The 15,072-nt window shown below is 36.2% G+C and carries 9 protein-coding genes and 1 tRNA gene; 5 read left to right on the forward strand and 5 right to left on the reverse strand.

What is annotated here, in order from left to right; genetic code table 11:
* The first annotated feature begins 879 nt into the window (after positions 1-879).
* Entirely contained in the window at positions 880-2,370 is a 1,491-nt protein-coding gene (locus ACMGDK_RS00005; protein ID WP_436806023.1) for a recombinase family protein, read from the forward strand.
* Between the two features lie 341 nt (positions 2,371-2,711).
* On the opposite strand, the gene ACMGDK_RS00010 is transcribed toward ACMGDK_RS00005, so the two are convergent.
* Positions 2,712-2,785 (reverse strand) — tRNA-Arg (locus ACMGDK_RS00010).
* Between the two features lie 59 nt (positions 2,786-2,844).
* Here ACMGDK_RS00010 and ACMGDK_RS00015 point away from each other — a divergent pair.
* Genes ACMGDK_RS00015 through ACMGDK_RS00025 form a run of 3 tightly spaced genes read left to right on the forward strand, consistent with a single transcriptional unit; the run spans position 2,845 to position 6,623 of the window.
* Positions 2,845-3,891, forward strand: a complete 1,047-nt coding sequence (locus tag ACMGDK_RS00015; protein ID WP_436806024.1) for an ABC transporter substrate-binding protein — start codon at positions 2,845-2,847, stop codon at positions 3,889-3,891.
* Between the two features lie 43 nt (positions 3,892-3,934).
* Positions 3,935-4,579 (forward strand): monofunctional biosynthetic peptidoglycan transglycosylase, encoded by a 645-nt coding sequence (gene mtgA, locus ACMGDK_RS00020; protein ID WP_436806025.1) that lies wholly within the window; start codon positions 3,935-3,937, stop codon positions 4,577-4,579.
* A 13-nt stretch (positions 4,580-4,592) separates the two neighbouring features.
* Positions 4,593-6,623, forward strand: a complete 2,031-nt coding sequence (locus ACMGDK_RS00025) for a transporter-like protein (RefSeq protein WP_436806026.1) — start codon at positions 4,593-4,595, stop codon at positions 6,621-6,623.
* Positions 6,624-6,681: 58 nt separating this feature from the next.
* Here the strand turns inward: ACMGDK_RS00025 and ACMGDK_RS00030 are convergent, their stop codons facing one another.
* The 4 genes from ACMGDK_RS00030 to ACMGDK_RS00045 all read right to left on the reverse strand — a co-directional run bounded on the left by ACMGDK_RS00030 (position 6,682) and on the right by ACMGDK_RS00045 (position 9,073).
* The gene (locus ACMGDK_RS00030) at positions 6,682-6,843 is read right to left on the reverse strand and encodes a hypothetical protein (RefSeq protein ID WP_436806027.1); all 162 of its coding nucleotides are present in this window, start codon (positions 6,841-6,843) and stop codon (positions 6,682-6,684) included.
* 69 nt (positions 6,844-6,912) lie between these two features.
* Positions 6,913-7,209, reverse strand: a complete 297-nt coding sequence (locus ACMGDK_RS00035) for a DciA family protein (protein WP_436806028.1) — start codon at positions 7,207-7,209, stop codon at positions 6,913-6,915.
* 61 nt (positions 7,210-7,270) lie between these two features.
* Positions 7,271-8,374, reverse strand: a complete 1,104-nt coding sequence (gene recF, locus ACMGDK_RS00040; RefSeq protein ID WP_436806029.1) for a DNA replication/repair protein RecF — start codon at positions 8,372-8,374, stop codon at positions 7,271-7,273.
* A 3-nt stretch (positions 8,375-8,377) separates the two neighbouring features.
* Positions 8,378-9,073: a UbiA prenyltransferase family protein gene (locus ACMGDK_RS00045; RefSeq protein WP_436806030.1), complete on the reverse strand. Its 696-nt coding sequence runs from the start codon at positions 9,071-9,073 to the stop codon at positions 8,378-8,380.
* 78 nt (positions 9,074-9,151) lie between these two features.
* On the opposite strand from ACMGDK_RS00045, the gene ACMGDK_RS00050 reads away from it, so the two are divergent.
* The gene (locus tag ACMGDK_RS00050) at positions 9,152-15,031 is read left to right on the forward strand and encodes an alpha-2-macroglobulin family protein (RefSeq protein WP_436806031.1); all 5,880 of its coding nucleotides are present in this window, start codon (positions 9,152-9,154) and stop codon (positions 15,029-15,031) included.
* Positions 15,032-15,072 lie beyond the last annotated feature (41 nt).

Raw genomic sequence — 15,072 nt, forward strand, 5'->3', positions numbered from 1 at the left:
ATTTAAAAATTAATCTCTTATGAAACACTCCTTAAGTGAGAGCCTAAATCAGTACACTTTTTGCTGACGATTTACAAGGTTCATTAATGAATCAAGTATATGTTTGAGAGTGAGTTTAAGATCTGTCGGGTTAATCCTTAAAAATTTAATATGTGGGTTAATGGCCTGGCAATCCACAATTGTGTATCCCTTCATAGTTATTGGTTTGACTAAATATAATAAATATTTTGGTAAGAGAAATCTACGATATATTAAAATATTAGCATTATGGATTTCCGTAATAAAGAGAATAATATTGTGTAAATCGGGAAGGTATTTTAACTTTGATTTAGAAGACCATTAATATTATTATTTAAACTTAATGATTGTTTGTAACTAAAAACAAACAATATAACATCCACGAATTACAAGGCATGTCAATTGGAGTTTAATTTGGTTGGAATTATTATGCTAGGAGAGAGTAAAAAGTTGATAAGGCTTGTATTTGCTTGGGTGAAAATTTTTGATAGACTTTGATTATGAGTGTGTTAAAACAGGGTGTTGTGATTCTGCTAATAATATCTACTTTGGATTAAGGATGAAATATTAAAATAGATTTTATGCTATTAAATCATTATTGCTGTAATATTTCCTTTTTACTGCGGTATCCTTAATGACAGGAAGATATGTATTTATTGTAATGAAAATTTTGCAGTTCCTTAAAAATACTTTTGATATCTAGGTGTCATATTGATGTGAGAATGTCATTAATTACTGCTGCTGCTATGAAAGTTTCTACTGAATTTCCCTTTTTAATTGATATAGCGTAAACTGCTTTTTGTTTATCATTTCATATGATTAAAAATATTAATTTGTAAATCAAATAAATACATTAATTATATGAAGTCAGCCTATTTATACGTCCGCGTAAGTACAGATGAACAAAAAAGAAAAGGTTACTCCCTGCCTGAGCAAGAAGATAGATTATTGAAATATTGTAAATATAACAATATCGAAGTCAAAGGAATCTATCGTGAAGACTATTCTGCCAAAAATTTCAACCGACCTGAGTGGAAAGAATTGTTTTCAGAAATTAAAAAGAAATCATCAGGAGAAGATAAAAACATACTATTTATAAAATGGGACAGATTCAGTCGTAATGTTGAATATGCTTACGAAATGATTGGAAAGCTTCGGAAATATAAAACAACAGCAATGGCTATTGATCAACCAATAGATTTTTCTGTGCCGGAAAGTACCGTTATGCTGGCTGTATATTTAGCGGTTCCGGAAGCGGAAAATACTCGGAGGGCTCAAAATACAGCAAATGGTATTCGTCGAGCGAAGTTGATGGGTAGGTATCCTAATAAGGCACCTATCGGATTTATTAATTTGACATTAATGGATGGTAAAAAAACTATTGCTCCTAAAGAACCTGAAGCGGATATTATAAAGTGGTCTTTTCATCAAGTTGCCCAGAACGATCATAAGATTTCTGAAATCATGAGAATGGCTAATGAGAAAGGATTGATATGCTCACGGTCACACTTTTTCAGAATTTTACGGAATCCAGTTTATTGTGGGCTTATATCAGTCAAACTTAAATCTAATGAAGAACAAATGATAAAAGGTTTGCATGAACCTTTAATATCTGAATCGTTATTTTATCAGGTTCAGTCTGTCATTAATACAAAAAGAAAAACTACAGCTAAGAGGGATGATTTAAAAGCAATGTTTTTTCTTAGAGGTTTTTTGATTTGTCCTGTTTGTGATCGAAAACTCACTGGAAGTATTGCACAAGGAAGTTCAAAAAAATACCCATATTATCATTGTCATGATCGCTGTAGGACAAGGATAAACGCAGTTTTTCTGAATGATTGTTATCAAAATAAGCTTCAGCAATTAATACTATCAAATAATACAATTGACTTATTTAAATGTATTTTACAAGACCAGAATATAAAGACACTGAAAGCAAGTTATTTGTACAATCAAAATTTAATTGAGAGAAAAATAAAAGAAGAGGGGCAAGTTCTTTCTCAAGGCAGAAAGTTGTTTTTAGCAGGAGTATTAAAAATTGATGACTACAATGAATTAAAAAAAGAGAATCAAGTTAACATTAGGCATCTTAAGAAGGAAGCGCGTGATATTTTTCTTAAATTAAAAGCTATTGATAAAAGGGATCAAATAAAAGATAAAGAATTAGTCGAAGTTTTTCGAAAATTTTCCGAGTTTGACATCTCAGATAAAAAAAGTCTTGTGAGTCTTATTCCACCAGTTAATATTGATTATAAAACAGGAGATCTCTCTTTGGACTTGAATCAAGCATTTTCAAAAATATTATTAAAAAAAAGTAACCGAAAAACTAATAAGAAAAATGAATTTCATTGATAGGAATGTTTCAGTAGAACAAGCAATTATTATTCTGGCCAAGAATGGAGTTCAGGTAAATGAGAAGGACGCTAAAATTATATTGGAATTACTATATTTAGTATCAAAAAATTATGATAAACCGAAAGAGAAAAAAATACTAGAACCTTAATGGGATTTCAAACTATGCTTCAATACCGATGAAATCTCTGATAGAGCACTTTTAGACTGTCTGTTTCAGATGGACTAGGGATTTCACATCAAAAAATTCAAACCATAAAATGTCAGGCTGTAAAAGTTTGATATAGAGACTTTTATGCGTAAAAAAAGAGAGACAACTATCAAATAGTTGTCTCCTTAAGTGACCTCGACAGGATTCAAACCTGTAACCTTCTGAGCCGTAATCAGATGCGCTATTCAGTTGCGCCACGAGGCCGTCGTTTCCTTGATGTTTTAAGGTTTGCAAATATAGCACTTTTTTCTTTTCTTTGAAAGATGAAACAGAGAATTTTACTTTTATTTACGGTTATAGCGCTAATCTCCTGTAAAAGAGAACAAAAAAAATCGTCCTCGGACTGGACCCATATATCCAGTCGCACTCAATTTAAAGAGCATGACGGTCTTTTAGAGTTGAAGTCAGGAAATTTCACCTATAATTTTAAATCAAGTCAGACTCCGTTTAAGAGAATTATCCTTTTAAATGCAAGCATGGCAGGATATATTTCTGAATTGGGTGCGGAAAATCTGGTTGTTGGAGTTTCCAGTCCGGAGTACATTTATTCAGAGAAAATTCAAAATCTTTTAAAGGAAGGTAAGATCCAGAATGTGGGGAGCGAACAGAAATATGATGTAGAAAAGATCATTTCCATGAAACCGGATGCAGTTTTCACCAATTATATTGCAAGTTTCGACAATGCCTATCAGCTTCTGAAAAATAATGGAATTCAGGTAGTTTTTCTGGATGAATATATGGAACAGCTTCCGTTAGAAAAAGCTGCGTATATCAAAATTTTTGGGGAATTCTTTGGAAAAGAGAAAGAAGCTGAAGCTAGATATAAAGAAATTGAAAAAAATTATAATGACCTGAAGCAGCTGGCATTAAAAGGAAAAGAAAAACCAGTGGTGCTGGCCAATGAAATGTACGGAGATGTATGGTATCTTCCGGGCGGAAAAACCTCTGTGGCCAACTATATTACAGATGCCAATGCTTCCTATATCATGAAAGACAATAAAGAAGAAAAGTCTCTGACGATGAGTTTTGAAGAAGTATATGCCAAATCAGGGAAAGTGCAGTATTGGGTGAATGCAGGAAATCACACCTCAAAAAAAGAGATGCTGGCCGGCAATCCTTTCTACGGAAAGCTGGAAGTATTCAACAAAGGAAAAATTTATACCGTTGCAGGAAAAGAAAAAATCAAAGCCAATGACTTTTTTGAAAGTGGTGCTGTACGGGCCGATCTTATCCTGAAAGATTACATCAGAATCTTCCATCCCGAACTTCTTCCGGAATATAAGTTAACCTATATGAAAGAGCTTCAATAACTCGGGTGAATTGCTTATTTTTGCAGTTCCTTTAGACAAAATTATGTGGAAAAAAGTTAAACAGGCTATCTTTATTATTCTTGTCCTGAATGTAGTTTTTATTATTTGGGGCAGATTCTTTAATCCGCCGGTTACCATTACGCAGATTGGAGGTCTTTTCGAATTTGGAAAGCTGCACAGAGATTATATTTCCTATGATGAAATGGGAAATAATGTTAAAAAAGCGGTGATTGCTTCTGAAGACCAGAAATTCTTTAATCATAACGGGTTTGATTATACAGCCATTGAGAAGGCCATGAAGAATAATGAGAAAGGAAAGAAAATCCGCGGCGGAAGCACCATTTCCCAGCAGACTGCAAAGAATATTTTCCTTTGGCAGGGAAGAAGCTGGTTCAGAAAAGGACTGGAAGCCGTTTATACCTTCATTATTGAGAAAGTGTGGAGCAAGGACATTATTTTAGAACGATACCTGAACTCGATCGAAATGGGACAGGGTGTATTTGGAGTAGAAGCTGCAGCTCAGTATTATTTTGGAAAATCATCCAAAGATTTAAGTGCTTCAGATGCAGCCTGGATTGCTGCCGTACTGCCTAATCCAAAGAAATATGATCCTAAAAATCCATCCCCTTATTTAAGAAAGAAACACAATTGGATCATGAGACAGATGAGGAATGTGAGTTTGAAATAGTATCTTTGCCCTAATGAAATTTTTTAATTCCAGCACAAATTTTGAATCAGTTCTTAAAAAATATTTCTCTTTTAAGAACGAGACTATTTCTTTAGAACCATTTGCCGAGTTTTTAGAGAGCATTAAAAGGGCAGATTTTACAGATGTCCTTAATTTTCTAAGAAATAATCCGGATTTTGCTGAAAATTTTAAACATTACATCCATAATATTTTCAAAGGGAGACCCTTCAACCTTTCCCTTACCGAAGCTAATATTCTTTCGGAAAATGCTTTCTTTCCGGAACTTAAAAAAAGAATCCTTAACAAAATACTTCCGCCCGTAGAAAATGAAAAAACGGTGTGGTACATGATTGATAACGTTAGCTTTAGACCCAAAAGCGATCTGAAATATCTTCACAATCTTCCGGAGAATGAAATTGATGAATTTTTAAGCCTTCTGGGCGCTTCAGATTTCATTACCAGACCCAATGTCAAAAAAGAACTGATCTTTTCGATGAGCATTCTTTCCTGGCGTGTTACAGGGATGGCTATGGAAGTGGAGGTCGTAAGAATGGCACCTCAATACAGAAACCTGGATAATCCTTTTCTGGCTCTTCAGAATGAACTGGAAGCCCTTACTGAAGATCTTAAAAATGATCCGGAGCTGCAGCTTCATTCCAAAGACAGCCGCTATAAGCAGATCAAGATCTATACAGAGCACTGTCATGAATTTGTCAATATTGCTTTTAAAAATTCTGCTAAATATGGGATTTCCGGGAAAATCAACCAGTCGCTGCTTAAAATCCGCCAGCAGACCGAAAGGATCTATGAGATCGTACAGCTTTTGGTGATTGATAATGAGCAGGATATTACCATAAAGTCTAAACAGCTGATCTTTAATATACTCAGCTACAAGTCCCATAAAAATAATATTGCAGACCTGATTAACGACAGCACACGTCTTCTCTCGCATCTTATAACCAACCACACGGCAGAAACCGGTACTCATTACATCACATCTACCCGGAAGGAATATATGACGATGTTTTATAAAGCCAGTGGAGGAGGAATTATCGTTGGTGTGCTTTGTGTTTTGAAAATGCTTTACGGATATATTCCCGGAAGCGATTTTTCACATGCCTTCTTATACTCAATGAACTACGCGATGGGGTTCATTATGATCTATCTGATGGGTTTTACGCTGGCTACCAAACAGCCTGCAATGACTGCGGCTACGATGACCAAAGTTTTGTCTGAAGAGGGAAACAGCAAGCGTAATAATACTGAATTTGCCCATCTGGTATCAAAGCTTTTCAGGAGCCAGTTCATTGCATTTGTAGGCAATGTGCTTCTTTCATTCCCGATTGCGCTGGCGATCATTTATGGGTTGGATGTATTTTTCTCCCAGAATTTAGCCGTAGAACGGTCAGATAAATTACTAAAAGACCTTGATCCGTTCAAGTCAAAAGCTATATTACATGCCAGTATTGCTGGATTTTACCTGTTTATTTCAGGGATTATTTCAGGGAATATAGGAAACAATTCAGTCTTCTACCAGATTCCGGAAAGAATTGCAAAAAATCTTTCTATCAGAAGTTTTTTAGGAAAGAAATTTGCAAAAAGTTTATCTAAATATTATGCTAAAAACTGGCCGGGAATCGTTTCCAATTTCTGGTTTGGGGTATTTTTAGGAGCAACAGCTCCGGTAGGCTTATTTTTCGGATTGGATCTTGATATCAGGCATATTACTTTCGCGGCCGGAAATTTTGCTTTAGGGCTTTATGGAAAAGATTTTTCTGTGGATACTTACACCTTCTGTATATCTTTCTTCACTGTTTTTCTTATAGGATTCTTCAACTTCCTGGTAAGCTTTAGTCTGTCCATGTTTTTGGCATTCAGATCAAGGAAAATGAATTTTGGGCAGGTAAGTGAAATTTACAGGGAGATTTTCAAATATTTTGTAAAGCATCCGTTTAAGTTTTTCTTCCCGTTGCGTTCAGGTTTGGATAAAAAGGCGGATGACCTGATGAGCAGTACTATTTCTAATAAGCCGGAAGAGCGTTAGATTGTTTTGATTGCATCATCTTTATTAATAATGCCCCGTTAAGGAGCATTATTTAATTTTAAATACAGATAGGGAGTAATGGACATTTTGCTGGAAGTTGGGTCCAGTATGCACATTCGTTTTCATTGGCACAGCTTACAGCACAGCAAATTTGGCCTGCAGCTCCCTGGATTTTTTTTAATCTTTCTCTTGTCAGTCTTTTTGATATTAATTTTTTCATAGTCTGGTGATCTATTTGTTGTTCCCAAATATATGATTTAATTTTAAAACTAAGCTTAGATAAATATGATCATGTAATTTTTATATCATTGAATTTATCCTCTCCAAACTTATCCTGGAATTTTTTAAGATAAAAGCTTTTCCGCATCTGAAAATCATGCTTGAGCAAAGGAGAATCGATCCTGATCATGATGCATTTGTCCTCAATATTAACGCTTTTGATCTCCTTAAAAAGGCTTTCATCCAAATAATCTTCCAAAAAATCTTTAATTTCAAAAGCAATCAGCTTATGCTCAAAACCATAAATCCTTGCAAAAGATTTTACAAGTTCCGAGGATTGAAATTCACGTTTTTTATTCTTCTTCATGGAATGATTTTCTGGGTTTGGGATTTGACGTCTGATATTCGAGAATAATCTTAAAACTTTATCAAACCTCAAAAATTATACTTTCCTCATTAATTTTCTTCACCACACTTTCCGTACGTTCCCTGTGCGTATCCGTAATGAAAATCTGTCCGAAACTTTCCTGATTAACCAGCTCGATCAACTGTGAAACTCGCGTATCATCAAGCTTATCGAAAATATCATCAAGAAGAAGGATCGGAGTTTTTTTTGTCAGCTCTTTTACAAGACTCATCTGAGCCAGCTTTAAAGAGATGAGAAAAGATTTCTGTTGACCCTGTGAACCTATTTTTTTGATCAATACATGATCCATTTCAAACAGAAGATCATCTTTGTGAATTCCTTTTGAAGTATACGTCAGCATCCGGTCTCTTTCAAGACTATCCGTTAAAAGGGTTCTAAAAGCTTTCTCAGGCTGAGCGGAGTCAAAGCTGTCACTTAAATCTGACTGATAGTAAACAGAAACCATTTCTTTTCCTCCGGAAATAATCTGGTAAAAATTCTGAACAATAGGCCCGAGTTTTTCAACAAAATTTCTTCTTTTCTCAAAAATATTGGTTCCGAATTTTGAGATCGGGCCATCATAGATCTCTAGAGAATCCTTGTCCCAGGTTCTGTTTTTAGCGAAATATTTTAGCAGCGCATTTCTCTGTTGTACCGTTTTCTGATACTGTATCAGGTCAAAAAGATACTCCGAATCGGTCTGGGATATCATAGAATCCAGAAATCTTCTCCGGCTTTCCCCCGAATCCGAAATCAGGTTGGAATCATATGGTGAAATCATTACACTCGGCAGATATCCAATGTGATCCGCAAGTCGGTCATAGCTTTTATCATTCTTTTTAATGATCTTTTTGGCTTCCTTAGGCTGAGAAATCTTGATAATATCCTCACTGTCTTCATTAAGGATCTCTGCATCAATGGAGAAAAAATCTTCCTCCCTTTTGATATTGTTAAAATCAGTATTCCCTAAAAAACTTTTTCCTACAGATAAATAATGCAGCGCATCCAGGATATTGGTCTTTCCGGCGCCGTTGTTTCCCACAAAACAGTTGATCTGCGGAGAAAACTCAAACTTCTTCTCCGAGTGGTTTTTGAAATTGTAAAGGGAAAGCTTTTTGATTATCATTCGTCAAAAATACTCCATTATTAGTAAAAATAAAAAAGGAAGTGCAGAGCAGGTTTCTATCCCGAAAGAAAAATAAGCGTCATCTCTTTTATTTTCAGAGAAATAGATCAGGATAAAGGTGATAATTCCCGATAGAAAAAATGCAGTACCATAAACAGGTTTAAGAAAAAATGCAGCAATAAGCATGCTGATAAAGACTAGAAGGTAAGCAATATATTTTGTATTCTGTACGCCGATCAGTTTGGGAAAAGTCTGTACCGTATCACTTTTCATATCCCGGATATCAAAAGGCAGAACGAGCGCCGTTATAAAAAAGAAGCTGATCAGGAAAATAGCAAGACTGAATTCCGGGAGTGTAAGCCAGCTGTTGACCAACGCCCAGACCAGGCCTACATAAAATACTTTCAGCAATGGAATCTTCCGGATATAAACATCCAGGAAAAAACTGTTGTATAGTAATCCCAGAACCACAATGATAAACCATTTCAGAAGTCTTATCCCATTATGATTATGAATGATCAGAAAAGCACACACAATACCCGCTGCTGCGTTCAGCACCAGTATTTTCAAAAAGTGTCTGGTATATTGGTATTTCGTGTAAAGATAACCGCTGAAATAAGTAATGAAAATGAGCAGTATGGTAGGGAAACGGAATGTGTTTTGCTCTTTCATGAAAAATACTGCAAATAAAGTTCCCATAACGGAGACATAAATTTGGCTGTCAATGACAGTTTTTTTCAGTATTTTTAAGAAATTCATTTATCAAAAATAACATATATGAAAATATTTTCCAAGATTTTTATGCTTTTGCTTCTAATGCTGAGCTTTTCTGCTGTTTCGGCACAAAAATACTATGACGACCAGTGGAAGAAAGTAACTGAAAACAGTGCGAAAGGTGCTTATAAATCTAATCTTCCCATCATTTTAGACATACAAAACCACGCCATGAAAGAAAATAATACCATACAGCTCATCCGTTCCCTGAAAGCGGAATTCAGTATTGTCAACCAAACAGTAGATGATGATAAAAATGATTCTGCATCCCAATTTTTTAAGAAGCTTCAGGAAACAGATTCTAAACTTAAAGGAGAAGAGAAATTGGTATATAATGTTCTTCTGAATGGTTTCTTTATGGACTATTATAACCAGAACTCATGGGAAATAGAGAGCAGAACCAATATCAATTCTCAGGATTTTTCCCAGATCGAAACCTGGACTAAGCTTGACTTTAAAAACTATCTGAAAAAAAGCTATCAGGAGCTTGACCAGCAGAAGCAGGAGATGAAGAAAATTCCACTGTCAAAGTATAAGGATATTTTTACAGAGATTAAGGATATTGCTTATTTTCCGACCGTCTATGAGTGGTATTCTATGAAAAAGATCAGTTTTCTTTCTGAAAATGGTCTTTTTACAAAAAATGAATTAACAGAGAACAGAACACAGATTAATGCCACTTTTGATGAACTGATTGCACAAAACAGCGGAAATCCAAAGTTGTATTTCATGAGAGAAAAGCTGACGGAGAACTGCAATTATAATCAATGTAAAGACAAGCTTGAGCAGCTTCAGAATCTTTTGAAATCTGAAACAGAAGGAGATTATAAAGTGATTATCATGGAAGATATCATGAATGAGCTTCTTGCCAAAAAGAAAGAGAAAGAAGCTTTGGCCATCGCAGCTCAGGCAAAGAATCAGTATCCGAAATCTCCATTTATTGAAAACATAAAAAATAAGGAAAACCAGATCATCAATCCGTTTCTTACCATTAAATATGAGCAGCAGACCCAGAATAATCTGCCGATCCATTTTGTAGCGGACCATAAGAATGTGGCGGAATTTTCTCTGAACATCTATGAAGTAAAAGAAGATTTTACTACGTTGATGCAGTATGTACAGAATTCTTATAACAATACCTTTGGAAAAGTTAAAAAGAGCCTGGTAAGAAAAGAAACCTTCCAGCTTGGCGATTCCAAAGACTATCAGGTTCATAAAACTTCATTGGAGATCAAACCTCTGCCTTCCGGAATTTATGTTGTTGAATATTCCGTTGCAGGATCTGAGCTAAAAGACAATGATTCCAAACAGAATTTCTACTTCTTGGTTTCCGGAAACAGAATAATTTACCAGACAAAAACAGACAGAAACCAGCTTTCCAATACACTGAAGCTGGTGAATAGTGAAAACGGAAAGCCTGCAGCAAATGAAAGTCTTACTTTCTATGAATTTGTTGCTAATAAAACTTTAAATAAAATTGACGGAAAAACTGATGCGAACGGTGTTTTTAAATTCCCTTCCACAGACAGCAAAGAATATTACAGAACTTTCCTCATCCGCCAGCCTAAGACCAATGATTTCCAGATCATGCAGGTGTATGGAAATAGCGGAAATGCAGAAGATTACAATCCAAATAAGCAGGCCCGAACTCTGGCTCAGATCTTTACAGACAGAGCAATTTACAGACCGGGACAGACTGTTTATTTCAAAGTCATCAATACTAAGCTAGATAAAGAGACAGAAGCTGTAATTTCGGGCTTAAAACAGAAAATCACACTTCTGGATGCTAATAGTCAGGAAGTTTCTTCGCAGAATTTTTCTACAAATGAATTCGGATCTTATCACGGAAGCTTTATTCTTCCGAAAGGTCAGCTGAACGGAGTTTTTTATCTGAGAACAGATGAAGGATCTCAGGGTTATAAAGACATCAGAGTTGAAGAATATAAAAGACCGAAGTTTGAAGTGACTTTTGATCCTGTAAAAGAAGAATACAAATACGGACAGACCATAGAGCTGAAAGGAAAAGCAATGATGTTCTCCGGAGTGGCTTTGAGCAATACAACCGTAAATTACGAGATCAAAAAACATAACATCAGATGGAGATATTTCTGGTGGTATCCGCGTGGTGATGATAATGAAAATTCTATCCTTGGCGAGGCTAAAACCAATGAAAAAGGAGAATTTGTGATTCGTCTTGATCTTAAAAAAGATGAAAAACTGGAAGGAATTCAGATCGATAACTATGAGATTAATGCATCGGTAACAGATATCAATGGAGAAACGCAGTCTGCCAATACACACTTGAAAGTAGCTTCAGTTTCTCATTATATTAAAGCGGACGGAATCAAGAATACGTTCAGTGATGAAAATGTAAAACTGAAAGTAGAAACCCTGAATTATAATGAACAGGATCTTAAAAAATCCTATAACGTAAAACTGTCAAAACTGGCGGTACCGAATAGAATTTTCAGAGATAATTTTGCAACAGAAGTTCAGGATCTTCCGAAGTATTCCAGAGAAGAATTCATAAGCAAATTCCCACACGATCTGTTTGACAAAGCCGAAGAGACCAAAAATCTGAAAGCAGAAAAGATAATTTCTGAAAAACAGCAGCAACCGACGGCGGAATTGGATTTAGGAAAACTGGAAGCAGGCGATTACCAGCTAGAACTGTATAATATCGAAGGAAAAGACACCATAAAATCTTCTCAGAACTTCAGTATCTGGGATAAAGGAGCTTTAAAATCTTCACAAAAAACCTTCCTGACCGTTATTGAGCCTAAGAATGAATTCTCGAGAGGAGAGAAGGCTAAAGTGTATGTGTATTCCGCAGTTCCGGATGCGCTTGTCAACGTATTCATCCAGGACGGTTCAGGAAAAACAGTTTCAGAAGTGCACCAACTGAAAAAAGGAGTCCTTGAATACACAACTGATATTCCGAAAGACAAAAGCGTGTCAGCATTGAATATCCAGTTCCAGATTGCCGCATTCAACGATGTGCAGACCCAATCTGTAACTTTAAAAATAAAAGACACCGAACAGCCTGTAAAAATTGAAACCGTTACCTTCAGAGATAAACTGGAACCGAACTTAAAAGAAAAATGGACGGTGAAAGTTTCAGGAAATGATAAAGAAAAAGTAAACGCTGAAGTATTGGCAAATATGTACGATATGTCATTGGATCAGTTTGCAGTGAATACTTTTAGCTGGCAGAATTTATATACGCCATATTCTATCGTTACATCTTACGATATCAGACAATATCTTCTTCAGCAATACTATCAGAAAAGAGTGAAATACTACAATGGGAAATATGTAGAGATACCAAACTTTAATTGGTTCGATGGTGATTTTGGCAGTTATGGTCTAAGAGGAAGAGTGGCAGGAATACAGTTAGAAAGTACGGCAATGCCAGCTCCGGTTGCTAATGCAAGAGCAGCAAACATCGAAGAGGTGGTGGCAGTAGGATATAAGGCCAAAAAAGTGATGAAATCTAATGCTGCTGGAATTCAGAATACTGAGGCTGATCAAGCCCTAGATAAAGAAGATTCAAAAGAAAACCTGGAAAAAGTTCCAGTACGTCAAAACCTGAACGAAACCGCTTTCTTCTATCCTGATCTGAAAACAGATGCAGAAGGAAATGTAAGCTTTGAATTTACTTCTCCGGAAGCATTAACGAAATGGAAACTGATGTTCTTAGCTCACACCAAAGATGCCAGAGCAGCAGTATTGGAAAAACAGGTGGTGACACAGAAAGAATTCTCCGTAACACCAAATTATCCGAGATTCTTAAGAGAAGGCGATGAGCTGAATCTTCAGTCAAAACTTTCTAACCTTACCGATAAAAAATTAAGCGGTTCAGCAGAGCTTCAGATTCTGGACGCCTTTACAAACGAAAATATTTCATCCAAATTCGGGATCAGTGCAGGGATGCAGAATTTTAATTTAAATGAAAAAGGAAACACTGCATTAACCTGGAAGCTTAAAGTTCCGAATAATGTGTCTTCCATCATTTTAAAAGTAGTAGCCAAAGCAGGAGCTTATTCAGATGGAGAACAGCAGGCAGTTGCCGTGCTTCCGAACCGAATGCTGGTAACAGATGCTGTACCTGTGTTTGTGAAAGAAGGTGAAACCAAGACATTTGTTCTGGATAACCTTACCAATACAAACTCTGCGACCATCACGAATGTTTCCAATACCCTGGAACTGACCACAAATCCGATCTGGGAAATCATGTTCGCATTACCTAGTCTGAAAAATGATCAGAACAGTTCTGCCGATGTGATCTTTAACAAATGGTTTGCGGATGTACTGGCTTCTGAAATATTCAAGGCCAATCCGAAAATGAAGACTGTTTTTGAAGAATATCAAAGTAAAGGATTACTGAATTCAAACCTGGAAAAAAATCAGGAACTGAAACAGCTTTTACTGGAAGAAACTCCTTGGGTGCTGGAAAGTAAAAACGAAGGCGAACAGATGCAGAAACTGGCTCTTTTATTTGATGCCAATACGATGAGAAATTCAATCAATAAGGATTGGGATGATCTTAGAAAACTTCAGAATCCTGATGGAGGCTTCTCTTGGTATCCCGGATATCCAAGTTCTTACGGAACGTCGCTGTACATTCTTAAAAACCTAGGTAAGATCAACAAATGGTTAAAAGAGAATGCGAAAGATTATCAGGGAACAGAGCAGAAAGAATTGGTAACGAAACTCGTTCAGTATGTAGACAATGAAATCAACAAATACTGGAATGTGAAGGATAACATCTGGAACAACTGGGCCATTGATTATCTTGATACCCGAAACTATTGGGAAAAACAGTACCCGTTAAAAGGAAAAGGAGCGTCATTGAAATCATTGGTAAAACAGAAAGCAAAAACAGCGAAGATCACAGATTTCACTTTCTTCGGACTTCACCGTGCTGCTTTACTGATGAATGATTATGCCTTAAAAGACGTTTCAGATAAATTAATGAACTATCTGAAAGAAACCTCTACCGATACAAAAACTCAGGGCGTTTACTGGAAGCAGAACTTAAACGACTGGGGCTGGTTCGGATCCAAAGTAGTTAATCATGCAGGTGCTTTAGAAGCGTTCAGTACATTAAAGCCTAATGATCAGAAAATGATCGAAGATATGAAGATCTGGCTGATTACACAGAAAGAAGTGAATTCATGGGGAAGCTCAAGAGGAACCTCGGAAGTGATCTTTACGATCTTAAACTCAGGAAAATCATGGACAAGTGCTGAAAGTGATAAGGCAACGATCGTTTGGGGTGGAAAAGAATTAGCTCCGCAAACCCAGGCTACAGGCTATGTGAAATCAACAGTGAAAACCGATGCAGTAGATAAGAATTTAGGAACTGTTACCGTGACCAAGCCGGGTCCGGGAATTGTGCAGGGCGGATTATTCTGGCAGTATTATGAAGACTTGGATAAAATAAAATCTTCTGAAAACTATATTTCCATTGCCAAAGAACTTTACAAAAAAGTGAAAACAGTAAACGGCGAAGAGCTTCAGAAAATTTCAGCAGATACACCTTTAAAAATAGGCGATAAAGTAACCGTAAGAATGATCCTGAATACAGACAGAGATATGGAATTCATTCATATTAAAGATATGCGTGCGGCAGGTTTTGAACCAACCGATGCATTGTCCGGCTACCAGTGGAAAAACAGCTTAGGCTATTATCAGTCTACCAAAGATGCATCCACCAATTTCTATATTCAGTACATGCCGAAAGGAAAATATGTCTTTGAATATGATCTGGTATCCAATGCAGCCGGAAAGTTCTCCAATGGGATCACTACGATGCAGAATTACTATGCTCCGCAGATGAATGCCCATACAAAAGGAACCCAAGTTCAGATTTTGGAATGATTTTTGGCTATAGGGAAGTAGTAAAAATTTTTAAAATAAAA

The organism is Chryseobacterium hilariae, assembly GCF_051400735.1.
Lineage (GTDB): Bacteria > Bacteroidota > Bacteroidia > Flavobacteriales > Weeksellaceae > Chryseobacterium.